This is a genomic window from Alicyclobacillus suci, assembly GCF_017329615.1.
GTDB classification, from domain to species: Bacteria; Bacillota; Bacilli; order Alicyclobacillales; family Alicyclobacillaceae; genus Alicyclobacillus; species Alicyclobacillus suci.
In genome coordinates this window covers 79,906-96,395 of record NZ_JAFMTW010000006.1, presented here as the reverse complement: position 1 = coordinate 96,395, position 16,490 = coordinate 79,906, and the positions used below count along the sequence as shown (strand labels likewise).

Below are 16,490 nucleotides of genomic sequence, written 5' to 3'. Positions count from 1 at the left end.
ATAGGCACCTCCCATCGTGGCCCAGTTGGTGCCTTCACGCACCACAGTCATTCGCCACGTATCGGAGGTGCCAAACGCCTGTGCCAGATGCGACTGCCTCAACTACCTAGCCCCCGCACCTAGCATGTGCCAACGCGCGGCCGGGGGGATCACAGACCCCGGCGCGCAAATCATGTCACGACACGCGTCCCCGTGTCGTCAGTGGGAAATCAAGCCATGTGGATCCAACACGAACTTGCGCGCGACACCGTCGTTGAATTCTTGGTAGCCGCTAGGGGCCTGATCGAGTGAGATGACGGTCGCATTAACCGCCTTCGCAATGGACGCCCGCCCGCTCAAAATGGCATTCATCAGTTGGCGGTGATAGCGCATCACAGGCGTCTGACCTGTAGTGAAGGAATGTGCCTTAGCCCATCCCAGCCCAATTCGGATTTTCAGCGAACCGACTTTGGCGTCCTCATCTTTCGCTCCAGGGTCTCCCGTGACATACAACCCTGGTATCCCCAACCGGCCGCCGGCCCTCGTCACTTGCATCATCGTGTTGAGCACCGTCGCAGGCGCCTCTTCGTGTTGGTGACCATGACCGTGTGCTTCGAAGCCGACGCAGTCAATCGCGCAGTCCACTTCTGGTACGCCAAGAATCTGCTCGATTTGCTCACCCAAGTCGTCGTGCTCGCTTAAGTTTACCGTCTCGCAACCGAAACTTCGCGCCTGCGCCAGGCGCTGCTCATTCAAATCCCCCACAATCACCACCGACGCGCCCAAAAGTTGAGCGGAGTGCGCCGCAGCCAATCCAACCGGCCCAGCACCCGCGACGTAAACAGTAGACCCAATCGTTACGCCCGCTGTCACTGCGCCGTGAAAGCCCGTCGGGAAGATGTCGGATAGCATGGTTAAGTCGAGAATTTTCTCCATCGCCTGATCTTTGTCGGGGAACTTCAGCAATTGAAAATCGGCGTAAGGCACCATCACGTACTCCGCTTGGCCGCCAACCCAGCCGCCCATGTCGACATAGCCATAGGCAGACCCCGGTCTGTCAGGGTTCACATGGAGGCAAATGTGGGTATCGCCGCGCTTGCAATTATCGCAGCGCCCACAGGCGATATTAAACGGAACCGACACCAAGTCACCCTTGTGAATGAATTCGACATCGCGTCCGACCTCAATGACCTCGCCCGTGATCTCATGTCCAAGCACCAAGCCCTCGGGAGCCGTGGTTCTGCCGCGAACCATATGCTGGTCACTACCGCAGATGTTCGTCGACACGACCTTCAGAATCACGCCGTGCTCACATTTGCGCCCCACGTTCAGCGGATTCACCCCTGGGCCATCTTTCAGTACCAGTTCCGGATAGTCAATCGTTTCAACGGCAACACGCGAGGGTCCCTTGTATACAACTGCTCGATTTCCTCCCATAGTTACACCCCTTCAAATCAGATGAAGATGCTCAAGTTCAACATGGAGAGAACGGTTTGATCCGGATAGATGGTTCGTTCGACAAGTTGCAGGCGATTGTTCACACGCCGAATGATGTCTATCCGCTCGCCAAACATCTGCTCGACGTCCGCCCGATCTCGAATACTCCTCATAATCAGAAAATAACTATGAACCTTTGCCTCGTCTTCGGAAGTCCCTGGTTCCACAACGATATTGGAGACAAAATGGCGTGTGCGCGAATGTGGATTTTCAGCCCACGCCGACGTCGTCCGAAAACGTTGTACGCGGGTAGTGAGGCTGCGTTTCGTCTCATCAAAGAATGTCATGTCGTTGACAATATCGTCTGGTTCGTCAAAATCCCTCGTCACGCGCACGGGCATTCGATAGGATAAACTATCGTCCAATAGCTCAAGCCATTCTTCATACCGGCGCGTGTCGAGTAGCGACGCTTCCGTATAAAGAAATTGGCAAATATCGTCGTAGGTCATCGACTTCATCTCCCCTCTTTGGAAATCGCTCACCGCACATTCGCAGGGATATCGGCTGTTGCAAGCAGTTGATCAACCCAGTGTTCATAAAACGCCCGCGATATCGCATCCAAATAGCAAGTCGGATAAGCCACACCTGGCCCTGGCCAAGATTCATCTGGTTCAACTCGGTCGAGCCCCATAAGGTAATTCAGGACATTGTTGTAATGAATATCTTTATCCTGCGCCATCTCCCCTTGGCTGGCCTCCGCGACCCTCGTCCAAATTTCCGCATCATCCTGCTCCAGGGTTCCTGATGGTCCAAAAGATCCAATATAACTTAAGTACGACGCTTCCTTAAAGGCCTCCGGCGCCTCTTTATCAACCATAAACCAGGAGGTGACTTCAATTTTCGTCGGACTTACGGGCCGCCATACACGGAAATTCACAAACGATGTCAGCGGTTCATCCGGCCCGCCCGTACCGTGCATCGGGCTGACGAAGGACAAATTTGGGAAGCAGTTTCCGACGATAATCATCGTATTTTCGAACACTTCCAATTGCTCAGCACTCAAATTTCGCGCAAACATAGGCCACATGTCTTCGGGTAAACCTTGGTAAGGGGGAACTTTCGCGCCACCCAGCGCCGTCACCATATTAATTCCGTGCCCGTTGTCGAGGACAATTTGATGTCCGTAACTGGCATACATCGGGTCTTTCGGGCTAATCCCCAACTCCACAGTCGACCGATGTGACATCGCGGTATGATAGGGATCTCCCCCGAAGTTATCCGCGCTAATTTTCCAGTTGGTATTGATAATCCACTTTTGTGGTACACCGCGTACTTCCATCCCGGCGTCGCTTCGGCCGAGCATGATGTCAAAATACCACTTCATGTCTCCCAAAAACGTTTCGAGTGGTTCCGCATGCGCATCCAAGGAACCGAAAATCATCCCCTGATAACTTTCTACTCTGGGAATCTTACGAAGCGACCACTGACTTCTGTCCATTTCCTCCCCGTACACTTTGTTACCAGCAATAATCCCAATCAAATCACCGCTTAAATTGAACGTCCAACCGTGATACGGGCAAGTAAACGTTTTCTTGTTTCCGAAATCAGCAGTACACAACTTCGTACCGCGATGTGCGCACGAATTTAAATACGCTTGAATCTGACCATTTTGATCTCGCAACAGTAAAACGGGGTCATGCACTATCCAACGCGTGACATAGTCGCCTGGTTTCTCAATCTCAGACTCGTGTCCAAGAAAATTCCACGTCTTTGCAAAGATACTTTTGACCTCGGCCTTAAAGATTTCCGAATCTGTAAAAGCCCACTGTGGTAACAAGCCGCGCCGGATTTTGTCCTTCACGCCTTCCAGCATACTGGTATCCAATCCCGCTTGATTCGCCAACTTCATTCGCCTCCATGTTGACGTGTTTAATTCACGATTCCCCGATACTCGCGCACACAAAGTAATGTAACCGCTATCACGACATTACCGTACCATCGCTTTTGACTTTGTGATACGTGTCGGTTCCTCTATGCGGAACGGTCTGTTGTTTTTTCCCTCTCTACATGCTAAGCAATTGCGGCAAACGTCAAAATCTCATCATTTCACCTCGACGGGTACTCCGGCCTCCGGGTTCAACTTATTCCCCACCCGTCTTGGCGCAGTCTCTCGAATGCCGAACCCGACGAGGAAGACAAGAAATGATCCTGCAGCCGAAATCCACATCGGTGCAGTCAATCCGTAGTGATCAGCCGCAATTCCGGCAATCGTCGGCACCGTAGTGCCTCCAAAGATCTCACCAATCATCATCATCAACCCGATGGTAGAAGCTGCGAACACGGCTGGAACCGACTCGCTCGGAATGATGGACATCACCACCGGCGAATACCCTTGGCCAATCGCCAAAACAAACAACAAAATCATAATCGGCACAACACCGACGTGGACTTCAGCAAGAACCAGGGGAGCGAGCGTGGCCAGTAGCCCCGCGATAATCAGGGACGGTTTGCGTCCAATCCGATCCGAAATGAATGGAACAATGAACCCCCAAATCCATGACCCAAACCCGAACGCACTCATAGCCCAACTCATTTGCGTCGGACTGATTTTATCGACCTCTGTCATCAAAATCGGCGCGAACGTGGTAAACGTAATCAGCCATGTAATAAAGCCGATAGAACAAATCAGACACAACCACGTGTTTCGGTTCTGAAAGATAATCTTATATTCAGCCCATGTGAGTCTTTTGTGGGAGAATTCTGTATCTTGTTTCGAAATTTTTGGCTCTCGCATGTATTTCGCGACAATCGCAGCCAGAATCAGCGCCGGAATCGCTAATAGATAAAACGCTGCTCGCCAGTTAAACGCTGTCGCAAGCGACACGACGATGAGCGGCGCAACGGCGCTCCCCAACAGACCACTCGCGCTTTGCACAAAACCAATGTTAAATCCCTGGCGACTTGCGGTAGACGACGCCTTGACCGCGCTAGCCCCAATCGGAAAGACCGGCCCTTCCGATAACCCCATCAAACCGCGTGCCAAAATCATACCCAGGAATGATCCGACAACACCGGACAAAACCGACGCTAACCCAAAAACAATGATGAAAATAACTAGAACTCGTTTACGGCTCCCAATGATGTCAGAAAAGCTGGAAAAGATCCAAGCGGACACGCCCCAGCACACTGACAAAGCAGACGCGAACATACCCACCTGTGCGTTGTTTAAATGCAGCGCCGGGATGATGAACGGCGATAGAAATGTGATACTTTGCCTATCCATAAAGACGAGTCCAAATGCAAAAAACATCATCAAAATGATGCCATTTTGATAAGACCAAAACTGCGACTTTTTCTCCATATTTCACCCTCCCACCAGCTTTAAGAAAGCGTTTTCAAACAAACGAGATGACAGCCCCGCTCATTTGCGAGTTGAATCAATCACAGCCGTAATCTCAACCTGCACCAACGCTCCGTTGCGCAACTGGCTCACCGTTGAATGCCGTGCGGGCCGGCTCGCCGGATCAGGGAACATCTTTACCCACTCTTCGTTCACCAAGTCGCGGTATTGCTCGTCTGCGAGATACACGGTCATCTTGCCAATGTCATCAGGACTACCTCCTGCGTTCTGCATAAAACTACGCACGTGCTGAAAAACCAACTGCACTTGGCGCTTTGGGTCAGGCGGAATGGAGCCCGTGGACGGATCAATCCCTGCAATCGCTGAAGAGAACACAAATGGTCCAATTTTTGCACCCTGTGGAATCGGTGTCTTTCCATGTGTAACGCCGTCAATTTCTAGACTCCTGCGTTGACTCATCCACATACACCTCAATTTCCTCAAAATAAAATAAATAGATGGATAATAATGACTCCCGTTCAATATAATTGAGAGTTAATCCAATTATATTGAACCGCCATCTTTCGGTCAACACAATTGTTAACAATTATACGGACGAAACCGTCGATGATACGTTAGAAGGCAGTCGGTAAACTTGGCTCATCCTCAGACACCGCTTTGAGATTACCTCTGTGATGCCACCAACTGCTGCCCGGGGTGACTCCAGTAATACCCTTGATGCACCGCTATCCCTAAATCCATATACATATCCGCCTGCGCTCTCGTCTCAAGCCCCTCACCAATCACTCGAATGCCTTGCGCACGCGCCCAGCGCGTCATCGCGTACAACAGATCTCGACTTTCCGGATGCGTTTCCGCAATACCGACCCACGCTCTATCCAGCTTCACCCAGTTGGGCATAACATTCACCAATCTAATGACGTCTTGTTCACCCGCACCAAAGTCATCCTGCGCCAATTCAATCAACGGAAATTCTAATTGAAGTTCATACCAATGGTTCAAATCAATCTCCTGTTGTCCATGATGGTGCTCGAGGATTTCAAAGACACAAATAACATCAGGGTGCTGTTGGTAAAATTTCGACAGCCAGGCCTGCATTCTACCCGTGTCGCTCAAGCTCGCCACGTATACATTGAGAAACAATCTGACGCCTTTGGGCCAGGATACCTCCTCCAACCGCTCCAGCAAACTGTCGAGACAATCCCAGTCCGCCTGTGAATAAAACCGCAACTTTTCCGCAATCCGAAAAAATGTTTCTGGCGAAATATCCTGTTCTCCCCATTTTGGCCTCGCCAATGCCTCATAACCGACGACCTCTTCCGTAGCCGCATCAAATATCGGTTGAAACACCCAATCGATATGACCATGCCAGCGGATATATTCGCGATTCATGACTTCGGGAAACTGGGCATGATGCAAGTCTTGAACCAAGCCCCAGTACCCGACAATTTGCCCAGAGAGCGTCACCGGGAACAACTCGGCAACTTCCCACCACTCGCCCCCATCTTTGCGCCGATTTAACAAGCAACCGCTCCATGGTCGGCCATGTGACAGATTGTTCCACATACTTTCATAGACTCTTCGCGGGGTTTTTCCTGAGCGGCTAATGCTCGGTTTATTTCCTTGAAGTTCCTCCCGGTTGCGGCCAACCAAATTCGCATACGCCTGGTTGGCGACAATTATCTGTCCGCGCGCATCCGTCAGCACAAACGGATAATATGCGTCAGCCCACAACGACTGTGCAATATTCGTGAGCCAATACAAATTGGCATCCACGTTCGCCGCAATCGACATACATGGTTCTGTCGTGTCACTGTAGCCCCTCGCTTTGAGAACGCAGTTCTTGCCAGATCTCTTTGCAGTCAGCAGTGCCTTGTCTGCCTCATTCGCAGTCGCTTCGTTAAACTCCCCTTGCGCCCACCCCATTGAAACACCGATATCGAGCATTGCACCGCCTTGCAAAACGGCATAGCTACCAGAGGTTGCCGCTTGATGTAACCGCCGGACGACCTCGTCCCCCGAAGTCCCCGGTTCCATCGGCAAGAAAATTTTAAATTCATCTCCACCAAATCGTGCAATCGCGTCCTCTGTGCGCAACTTGGCCCGTATCCGACTCACAAACTCCCGCAGTACGCTATCGCCAACTTCATGTCCCCATGTATCGTTGATCCACTTGAAGTTGTCGAGGTCACAAAAAATTACAATTCCATACGTGACCCCATGGCGGCGCAAATCGTTTATCCAAGTGGTCAATCCGCGGCGCGTGAGGGCGCCAGTCAACACATCGTGCTGTACAGCGTGATGCGTTTCCCGGACGAACTGATCATGTTGGTTGCGAAAATTTACGTACATCCCCGACATGACACCTGTCAGTAAAGCCACAACAGTAGAACCAACCCCACGATGGAAAATCAACCAAAACAGACCATCACCCAAGACGCACAGCGAGGTCGCATACAACATGCCTACCATCGAATTCCAGCGTGTCAAGATTGGCGAGATAATCGCAATGAGCAAACACAAAAGGCCCACACTTATCCACACTTGCGGCCGAACCCCGTCGTACCAAAGTTCTTCCAACAAAAACGAAGCGACCGTCGTGACGACAAATGCAGACAACTTCCACGTTCTCGCATGTAAGACATACACCGTCGCATATAGAATACCGAAGATACCAGCGGATACATCCACGTGAAACAGTCCACCATCCAACGCAAATCCAAGTGGAAGCAAGATGAAAATAAACCATGGCTCTGCCGCGGGATAAACGCGATATACTGCCAATTGCGCAAATTCACGTGTCGAAAACACCTGTGCGGACAACAGCCACGTTTGTAAAATCCATCCCACAAATGCGCTCCCCATGCCCATCCCCCTTGTCCACTGCAACATACCATGCGTGGCCATATGCCGACGCAAAGCGCTCTACGAATTGAGATTAGCAACCAGAGAACAACGTGTAATGACCCGTTTGGACTATTTATCCCTACCAATTGTCTCTAGTCCGTTTGTGCCGGACTCGTCGTGTATTTGTCGGAAAGCTTGTGCAGTGCAGTCCACGTCCACAGTATGGTTTTACACCTGAGTATCAGCCAATCATTGTAACCTAACTGATCCCTTCTTAGCTGTTTAAATTTCTGGAACCACTATACATACCAAGAGGTATACACATAGGATGCGCCGCACCGGGAGAAGCAAAAAATTCAATCAGAAAATTTATATATAAAATGGCTGTAATAAATAAAGAAATTTAACGTCAGAATTTTACAAAAATAATCACAGCCCTCTTACTCGGGCTGTGATGGCATAGCATCATGATTACACTATATGAAATCTCACGCATCACGTAATAATATCTTCGAGTTCCATACCTGGTTTAATCTTGCGTGTACCGAACCCACACGCACAAGCAATCCAGCTAGCAATACCTAACCAAATAAAGGTCGCGTATTCGACGCCAATGGTGTGAACCATCCACTGCGACGTGAGGCCCGCCAACAGAAGGGCTGCCCAGTTCGCAAACGACATGAGCGATGCGCCTGTTCCTCTCGCACGCGTCGGGAAGTTCTCCAGCATATATGGGATATAGACGCCCATGTGCCCAACCGTAAAGAAGTAATATGCCGCCCACCAAAAGGCCATTTGTCCGGGTGAATGGGTGCCAAATGCAAAGAACACACCGGCAATCCCACCCAAGAATAGCCAAATTAATGCAATACTGCGACGCCCAAATCGATTTCCGAGGTACGCCGCGGCCAAGTACCCAAAAGCCCCGACACCCGTTCCCCAAGCGTTGATGGTCCACGTATTGGATAACGTAAAGCCGTGTGCCGCTGAAATGGTTGGAAGAAAGTAAGCGACAGCATACAAGCCGTAATTGTAAACGAATTGCCAAACCCATAATAGGATAGTCGTCTTGCGGAGGTCTGAGTTAAACAACTGGCGATACGTAAACTGAACTGCCTCCTGTTGATTCACCTCGTATTGAGCGCTTACATGTTCCTCCTCAAGGCTACCAGTCTTCTTAACTTTGGCCCGCAGTCGTTTCAAGTCATTAAACCGATCGCTCTCTTTGACAAAAATGCGAGTTAGCAAAATCAGAAACACTGGAATCAGTCCTGCCCAGAATACGCCTCTCCAACCCCAGGCCGGCGCAAGACGAGCCACAACAACCGAAGTCAGAAACCATCCTACAGGCCATCCTACCTGCGCGACACCAGTCCACCACCCCCGTGAGTGGCTGGGCGTTCCTTCAGTCACCATCACCTGCCCAATCATCCACTCCGAGGCGTTACCAGCCATGGTGAAGCAACGCGCGATAAGCAGGGAGATAAAACCGCCGGACAAAGCACTCAACGCACTGCCCAGTGCGGTAAACACAATTGTCCACTGAAAAATGACCTTTCTCCCAAGATAATCAGATAAAGGACCGGCAATCAACGTGGCAATACATCCGGCAATCGCCATCGATGCGGTGATAGCTCCAATCGTCCAGGCAGCTAAATGCAAACTCTTTTGAATCAGCGGATAGACATTACTGAAAAATGACCCATCCATATTCACCATCGTCCAACCTAAAAACGACGTCAAAGTGACTAAGAAAGCGTTTTTATCAAGGCCAAATAACGTCGGCCTACTGGTTATCTCGGGAAACTCCTTCTGCGTCCGTACACTCCCCAAAACTCTCGCCCCCTACTCCTAGGACATGGATTGATGATTCGAACTCGTCGATTCAACTACTACCTTTGAAACCTCATTATCTGCTAACGTAATTTCAACAATATGCAAACCTTCACTAGAAACCCGAGCGGGAAATACCTCTACCAACCGCTCTTCATGAACCGGAATGATGCGCCGAGGATCTCTATCAACCAAATTCATCATCTTATCCGTCGTGAGCAAGAGATTAACTTGGCTTCCCGAGGCAAGTCCGACCGGTACATACACGCCGTCCTTGTCTCGGCCTTCAATATTTTCGAAAACGTATGCCAAGTCTCCAGCCAAAATCCACGCATCTGATCCCTCTCCGTTGCGTACGCGAATAAACTGTGATCCAAACGTATGCGTATCCGGCGCCGCGAACAAATCAATGTTCGGCAGTACGTTCTCTAGGTCGCCATTGACCAATACTAATCTGCCTTCCACCGCCAACTGCGTCGCGCGCAGCATATCACCCGGATCCATCGCGCCTTGCAACCACTCGAACTGTTTGGGTAACGCCAGCGCCCACAACCACTTCGTAAACTCCTGCTCCTGAATGTAAAACCGAGCATTCGGAAAATCTTCCACATTTCCAAAGTGATCAAAATGTGCGTGCGTCACCAACACCGTATCTACCTCTTCTGGTTGAATGCCGACTTCTTTCAATACAGTCTTCGGATCCCGCCAATTGATCACGCCAAAGCGCTCTGCCAATACTTTTCCGTATTCCTTATAGTTGTAGCCTACGTCAACCATAATGGTGTGACCGTTGCCCTTGATCACCGCGTAGCAATAAGGTAGCTTGATAGTTCCTTCATTATGCGCACCATAAAGGACGCCGCCTTTCGCGTAATCTGGAACGTAAGCATATTCCAGAACCCAAATGGAGTAATCCTGCATCCATTATTCCTCCCATTCTCACTGATGTGCACAAGCGCAACTCGTGTTAAGAGACACCATTTCAAATGCCGGCGAGAACGACGCCGCACGCCTCAGCTGTTGATGGGCGTACTGGAGGCGCATCAACAGCTTGTGAATCGCCTGATGCTTCGCTGCCACACTCTTTTGTTGCACCCATTCGACCAATTCACGATGAACAGACTGTAAATTCATACACACATTGACACACACACGTCGAAAATCTTCTAAGCGCCCTCTGTGTGAAACCTGAGACAAGTGTTCAAGGGTCTCAGCCAACCAGTTTCCCGTCTCCTTTAGAACCGTCAACAATTGTGTGGCTTCCGTCATCGTTTTGAACTGAACCAACATCAACACGCCAGACAGCGATTGCATAGAACGTTTTAGCTCGTGAAAATCTATCTGCATTTCCACAAGATACTTACTATCGAAGTCTCCGGTCATCCACTGACTATCGACATGAAATGTCTTTGCGCCATTCACGTCGCATATTCACCCCTATCTCTTACCGTGTTACGCATCACCAATTCACCTGGTATGTTTGTAATTTCCGGCTCTGGAGCAGTCCCTTCAATTTCGCGAATTAGCCGGTCGACCGTCGCCTCGACCATTTCACTGACGGGTTGACGTACGGTCGTGAGTGAATACGCTTTCCAAGCTGCCAGAGAAATGTCATCGAACCCAACAACTGAAACGTCATCTGGTATTTGAATCCCAAGGTGGCGAGCAGCGTCGAGAACCCCTAATGCCATGATGTCGTTTGCGCAAAAAATCCCGTCTGGAGGAAGATCAGTCTGAAATAGGTTCAATGCCGCATTGTATCCGCCCTCGTACGTGTAATCTCCCGGCACGACGATTGGTTCGGCATACGAATGCCGTTGCAAGACTTTACGAAACCCTGTTTCCCGATCCCGACTAGTGGATGTATTGGGATCTCCCGCCACATAACCAAGTCTTCGGTGTCCAGTACCGATGAGCAGTTCGGCGACGACTTCTCCTCCGCGCACATTGTCACACGTCACGGCAGAACAACGCGCGTTTTGCATATAGCGATTGAAGAGAACCACCGGAAACCCATAGTCGGTCAAACGAGTTACCATCGCCGAGGACAACTGCGCCGCTACGGCGATGACCCCTTCGGTGTGATACTCGATGAACGGGGTAATATCGTCGCTGTCAACGTCATTTCCCGCCGAATGGACAAACAGTACATAAAATCCTCTGTCTCTCAATGCGTTTGTAAACCGTTCAATAACATCTGGATAAAACGGGTTTTTGATATCGGATGTAATCAGCCCTATCATCCGCGACTTTCCCGTAATCAGTCCACGTGCGATACCATTTGGCCGATACCCCAACTCTCTTGCGGTTTTTAAGATGAGTTCCCGCTTTTCCGGTGACACAGAGCCATTCCCTAGTGCACGAGAAACCGTAGATTGATGAATTCCGAGCACTCGTGCGATATCGGAAGCGGTAACCCGCTTTCGTCCCGCTCCCCTATCGCCGAATTGACCATCTGAATAATTACCTTTCACACTATCACCACATTGTCAGGTTTATTGGCTGACTGCGGTGACCTTCCCATAACGCCGGACTCGTAACAGAGCCTGTTCCCGATGGCCAGCGAAGTTTTCTAAGTCACACAGTCGCGCCGCATATTCTCCGATGTAGGCACTGGCTTGTGGTGTACATTCTTGATACGTACACGTTTTAATAAACTTGCCGACCCAGAGGCCTCCAGTATACCTGGCAGCTCCTTTGGTTGGAAGCGTATGGTTGGTTCCGATAACCTTGTCGCCATAGGCCACATTCGTTTCTGGTCCAAGGAAAAGTGCCCCATAGTTTGTCAGGTGTTCGAGGAAGTAACGAGGATTCTTTGTCAACACCTCGACATGCTCATATGCGAGCTTGTCGGCCTCAATCACGGCCTCCTCAATACTATCCACTAGGATGATAGCACCATTGTCAGCCCACGCCTTCCCGGCGACATCTGCCGTTTCTAATGTCTCCAGTTGCCTATCAATTTCTACAAGCGTTTCTTTCGCGAGTTGCTCCGAGGTCGTAATCAGCACAGCAGGCGACGTTGGTCCGTGTTCTGATTGCCCAAGCAAATCACAGGCGACCATTTCTGCATCCGCGGAGTCGTCCGCAATCACGAGAATTTCAGTTGGGCCCGCCAACAAGTCAATGCCTACTCGTCCGTACAATTGTCGTTTTGCTTCGGCGACAAACGCGTTGCCAGGCCCGACAATCATATCAACTGGCGCAATCGACTCTGTGCCTAACGCCATTGCAGCGACCGCTTGGACGCCACCGAGAATATAAATCTCGTCTGCACCCGCCAACGCCATCGCAGCCACCGTGGCCGCTGGAATCTCTCCTTGAATCGGCGGTGTGCAGGCAATCACGCGCTGTACCCCAGCTACTTTCGCGGTCAACACGCTCATATGCGCGGAAGCCACCATCGGATACCGTCCCCCGGGAATGTAGCACCCCACACTGTTAACCGGAATGTTTTTATGCCCGAGCGTCACGCCTGGGAGTGTCTCAATCTCCAAGTCACGCAGCGCAGCACGTTGCGCTTCGGCGAACCGCCGGATTTGCGCTTGGGCAAATTTGATATCCTCCAATGTTGTTTCTGGCACACTGCTTATCATCGCTTTAATGTCTTCAGTGGAAAGGCGAAATGTCTCCGGCTCCCACTTGTCAAACTTGGCGGACAATTCACGCACAGCAGCATCCCCGCGGTTCTCAATGTCACTCAAAATACCACTTACGGTTTGCGATACTTGATGGTCTGCCTGTTTCATTTCGTCCTTCGTCTTACCTTGCTTTAAAAACCTAACCACGACGCTCACCCTTTCAAGAAATCGCTATCAACAGCAACTCACAACACCTGCATACGAATGCAAAAAACTTACATGCTTGCATTCGTATGCACCACCCGAGAAAAGGGCTACATTACTTTGCATTCGTATGCAAAGGAAAAACAAACACAGATGCCACTTGATGACTCGATGAAATCAAGTCGTTCAATTACTTAACCACATCTTAATTTTCTGAGCTTCGATAGTCAACCGCTTTCATCAAAGATTTTTTCGTCACACCGCTAAATCTTCCATCAAAACCTGCCCAGCGCTCAGAACTGCAACCATTACAAAAGAAAATCACCAACCACGATTGGCCTATCAAAATCGGGGAGGGGCAAATCTGTAGCCACAGACTGCCCCTCCCCTTATATCTAGATCATTTATGCGAAATGGCCAACGTTTAACGGAATCCCAATACGGGATGTGGTACATATGGCTCTTCCAGCTTTGCGATTTCCTCAGGTGTGAGCGTAATAGACAACGAAGCAACCGCATCATCCAAATGGTGCATTTTGGTCGCCCCGACGATAGGTGCCGTCACCGGTGACTTCTGGAGTACCCACGCCAACGCGATTTGCGCACGCGGAACCCCACGGTTTGCGGCGACTTCTGCAACCCGCTCTACGACTTTCTTGTCCGCTTCTGCAGTCGTCGCATACAATGACTTGCCAAATTCATCCGTTTCTGAACGGGCACTCGTCTCATCCCAATCTCGTGTCAACCGCCCACGTGCGAGAGGGCTCCAAGGAATCAAGCCAATCCCCTCCGCCTCACACAACGGAAGCATCTCGCGTTCCTCTTCGCGATAAAGGAGGTTTAAGTAATTCTGCATCGATACGAACCGAGTCCAGCCATGCTTCTCAGCCGTATAGAGCGCTTTGAGGAACTGCCACGCATACATCGAAGAAGCGCCAATATAACGCGCCTTGCCGGCCTTGACTACATCATGAAGAGCCTCCATCGTCTCTTCAATCGGCGTGTCATAGTCCCAGCGATGAATCTGGTAGAGATCAACATAATCAGTTCCTAAGCGCTTCAAACTATTATCAATCTCGGTCATAATGGCCTTGCGCGATAGCCCAGCGCCATTCGGTCCCGGTCGCATGCGACCATGTACCTTCGTGGCAATGACAACTTCGTCCCTGCTTGCATAGTCTTTCAGTGCTCGTCCGACAATTTCCTCACTAGTGCCATCCGAGTAGACATTCGCCGTATCGAAAAAGTTGATGCCCAATTCAAGCGCGCGCTTGATAAACGGGCGAGCGTCTTCCTCGTTCAAAGACCAGCTGTGGTTTCCGCGTTCTGGGACGCCATAGCTCATACATCCCAAGCATATGCGCGACACTTCCAAACCAGTGGTGCCAAGCCTCACGTAGTCCATTTTGTCATTCCTTCCTCTAGTGGTTGGTATCTACCTACGATTGTACGCCTATTTGTCCCGCAATGCACACGGCGGCACCACAGCTGTGTCCATGCTTGCCACACCTCAAAAATTGAGGTCGAAATCAATCAATTCTGGTGCTTCAACCGAATAGACTTCAGCTCCCTCAATACCTCTTCCGTTCATCGCCGCTGGCAAAGAGAGACCAGAATAGCGTCCGAGCAACCAAAATAACACACCAGACAGTGCTACAATGATAGAGTCCCACGGAGCCGGCACGATACCTTTTCCACCAAACGTACCAAGAAACGACATCAGCGGAATGAACACCATTGCCAAGACCAACCAAATGCCAGCCCGGACGTGGCGCCACGGCCATTTTTGACGCCGAAAAGCGATGAAATAAAAAACGATTCCGATTGCAAAGAAAAGCATCACCCGACCCGTGACAGGCCAGCCCACCCAATACATGATCAGACACGATACCGCACTCGCGACGGGCGCCGTTAAATTTAATAGCGGCACTTTAAACGGTCTTTCCTGATTCGGCACCGTGCGCCTTAACACGCTCACTGTAGCGGGCACGACGAGATTCGTGAAGACAGCACACGTCACCACGACACTAATCAAAGACTGCCAACTCGGAAACGGGAGAAGAAAGATGATTCCGATAATTGAATTCACAATAATCGATACCACCGGAACGCCCCGCTTTGGGTCAATTTGAGCCAAACGCTTCGGGGCAAAGCCCTGCAGTCCCATGGCGTAGAGAATTCGTGCGACCACCGCCGTGCCCGTCAACGCCGTACCAGAAGGTGAAATAATCGCATCTGCGTATAAAATGTACGAAACCCAAACCAAATTCACGGAGACGAGCAGCTCGACAAATGGCGCATTAAAATTCAAGTTCCCCCAGCCAGCCATCAGGAGATGACTCGGTATTGCGCCAATAAAAGCGACTTGAAGGAAAAGATAAAGCGCCATCGACACGCCGACGACGGCGAGAATGGCCACTGGGATTTGTCGCCTCGGGTTCTTGGCCTCGGCGGCCAACTGAATAGGGCCCGTAGAGCCGAGATAAGAGTAGATAATGCCCGATGTAGCTAACGCGACAAAAATACCCTTCATGCCCGTTGGCAATAACCCACCACTCGCGACAGACGTGAAATTCGCAGGATGAAAACTGGTGGCAAGTAAAATAATAATGGTTCCCCCAGGGACAATTAACTTAACCACAGTAAGCGGCGTATTGATTCTCGCAAACCAGCGAATTCCCAAGATGTTGACGTACGCGAAGAGAATGACGAGAAAAGCGGCCACAGCCATACCTAGCGGACTCATCCGCTGGCCACTGTACAATGTAGGCCAATAAGAACTCGCATATTGAATCACAGCCGCAGCCTCTGTCGCTGCCCCAGCTGCACCCGGAATCCAACTGCCCCAAGCGACTAAAAAACCGACCAAGCTACCGTGTGAGTATAAGGGATAGCGCATTGCACCCCCCGCTCGCGGAAACATGCCCACCAACTCTGAATTCGGCAAGGTACTGAGGAGAATGGCGATGCCACCCAATGCCCAAGCGATAAGTGATCCTGCTCCCGAAACTTTAGCCGCGTTATATGCGCCAAATAACCAACCAGACCCAACGACCCCGCTGAGCGAAACCATCATCAAATCCCGAAACGACAAGGCTCGCCGATATCCAGTGACATCGGGATCAACCGCTGGCTGATACTGCTTGACCGGATCCATAAAGCATCTCTCCTCAATAAGTGATAAACAGCGGAGGTCACGACATAATGTTAGGTTTTCTAACGAATAATTGAGAATTTGCGCCAGAAAT

General features: G+C 50.5%; 13 protein-coding genes. All 13 read right to left on the bottom strand.

Annotation, left to right across the window (positions count from 1 at the left end):
* Positions 1 to 198 precede the first annotated feature (198 nt).
* Positions 199 to 1,416, bottom strand: a complete 1,218-nt coding sequence (gene fdhA / locus J3482_RS05050) for a formaldehyde dehydrogenase, glutathione-independent (protein ID WP_021297970.1) — start codon at positions 1,414 to 1,416, stop codon at positions 199 to 201.
* A 17-nt stretch (positions 1,417 to 1,433) separates the two neighbouring features.
* On the bottom strand, positions 1,434 to 1,934 hold the full coding sequence (locus J3482_RS05045) for an aromatic-ring-hydroxylating dioxygenase subunit beta (RefSeq protein ID WP_146822128.1): 501 nt from the start codon (positions 1,932 to 1,934) through the stop codon (positions 1,434 to 1,436).
* 20 nt (positions 1,935 to 1,954) lie between these two features.
* Positions 1,955 to 3,319: an aromatic ring-hydroxylating oxygenase subunit alpha gene (locus tag J3482_RS05040; RefSeq protein ID WP_438938582.1), complete on the bottom strand. Its 1,365-nt coding sequence runs from the start codon at positions 3,317 to 3,319 to the stop codon at positions 1,955 to 1,957.
* Positions 3,320 to 3,517: 198 nt separating this feature from the next.
* A complete protein-coding gene (locus tag J3482_RS05035; protein ID WP_146822130.1) occupies positions 3,518 to 4,777 on the bottom strand; it encodes an MFS transporter in 1,260 nt (419 codons plus the stop codon).
* Positions 4,778 to 4,837: 60 nt separating this feature from the next.
* Entirely contained in the window at positions 4,838 to 5,236 is a 399-nt protein-coding gene (locus J3482_RS05030) for a RidA family protein (protein WP_188332163.1), read from the bottom strand.
* 204 nt (positions 5,237 to 5,440) lie between these two features.
* Positions 5,441 to 7,642, bottom strand: coding sequence for an EAL domain-containing protein (locus J3482_RS05025; RefSeq protein WP_188332164.1), 2,202 nt, complete (start codon positions 7,640 to 7,642; stop codon positions 5,441 to 5,443).
* A gap of 477 nt (positions 7,643 to 8,119) precedes the next feature.
* Positions 8,120 to 9,457 carry an MFS transporter gene (locus J3482_RS05020; RefSeq protein ID WP_206917760.1) on the bottom strand — a complete coding sequence of 446 codons (1,338 nt, stop codon included), beginning with the start codon at positions 9,455 to 9,457 and terminating at the stop codon, positions 8,120 to 8,122.
* A gap of 18 nt (positions 9,458 to 9,475) precedes the next feature.
* Entirely contained in the window at positions 9,476 to 10,378 is a 903-nt protein-coding gene (locus J3482_RS05015; RefSeq protein WP_206917763.1) for an N-acyl homoserine lactonase family protein, read from the bottom strand.
* 18 nt (positions 10,379 to 10,396) lie between these two features.
* Positions 10,397 to 10,879, bottom strand: coding sequence for a hypothetical protein (locus J3482_RS05010; protein WP_206922141.1), 483 nt, complete (start codon positions 10,877 to 10,879; stop codon positions 10,397 to 10,399).
* Positions 10,876 to 11,931 (bottom strand): LacI family DNA-binding transcriptional regulator, encoded by a 1,056-nt coding sequence (locus tag J3482_RS05005; protein WP_206917775.1) that lies wholly within the window; start codon positions 11,929 to 11,931, stop codon positions 10,876 to 10,878. The genes J3482_RS05010 and J3482_RS05005 overlap by 4 nt, the downstream gene beginning before the upstream one ends.
* 21 nt (positions 11,932 to 11,952) lie before the next feature.
* Positions 11,953 to 13,245 carry a histidinol dehydrogenase gene (gene hisD / locus J3482_RS05000; protein ID WP_146822138.1) on the bottom strand — a complete coding sequence of 431 codons (1,293 nt, stop codon included), beginning with the start codon at positions 13,243 to 13,245 and terminating at the stop codon, positions 11,953 to 11,955.
* A gap of 421 nt (positions 13,246 to 13,666) precedes the next feature.
* A complete protein-coding gene (locus J3482_RS04995) occupies positions 13,667 to 14,647 on the bottom strand; it encodes an aldo/keto reductase (protein WP_146822139.1) in 981 nt (326 codons plus the stop codon).
* Between the two features lie 105 nt (positions 14,648 to 14,752).
* The gene (locus tag J3482_RS04990; RefSeq protein WP_206922140.1) at positions 14,753 to 16,399 is read right to left on the bottom strand and encodes an APC family permease; all 1,647 of its coding nucleotides are present in this window, start codon (positions 16,397 to 16,399) and stop codon (positions 14,753 to 14,755) included.
* Positions 16,400 to 16,490: the final 91 nt, after the last annotated feature.

Excerpts from the sequence above, each read along its gene's own strand:
- fdhA (WP_021297970.1), bottom strand. The coding sequence starts at position 1,416 with ATGGGAGGAAATCGAGCAGTTGTATACAAGGGACCCTCGCGTGTTGCC.
- J3482_RS05045 (WP_146822128.1), bottom strand. The coding sequence starts at position 1,934 with ATGAAGTCGATGACCTACGACGATATTTGCCAATTTCTTTATACGGAA.
- J3482_RS05035 (WP_146822130.1), bottom strand. The coding sequence starts at position 4,777 with ATGGAGAAAAAGTCGCAGTTTTGGTCTTATCAAAATGGCATCATTTTG.
- J3482_RS05030 (WP_188332163.1), bottom strand. The coding sequence starts at position 5,236 with ATGAGTCAACGCAGGAGTCTAGAAATTGACGGCGTTACACATGGAAAG.
- J3482_RS05025 (WP_188332164.1), bottom strand. The coding sequence starts at position 7,642 with ATGGGGAGCGCATTTGTGGGATGGATTTTACAAACGTGGCTGTTGTCC.
- J3482_RS05015 (WP_206917763.1), bottom strand. The coding sequence starts at position 10,378 with ATGCAGGATTACTCCATTTGGGTTCTGGAATATGCTTACGTTCCAGAT.
- J3482_RS04995 (WP_146822139.1), bottom strand. The coding sequence starts at position 14,647 with ATGGACTACGTGAGGCTTGGCACCACTGGTTTGGAAGTGTCGCGCATA.
- J3482_RS04990 (WP_206922140.1), bottom strand. The coding sequence starts at position 16,399 with ATGGATCCGGTCAAGCAGTATCAGCCAGCGGTTGATCCCGATGTCACT.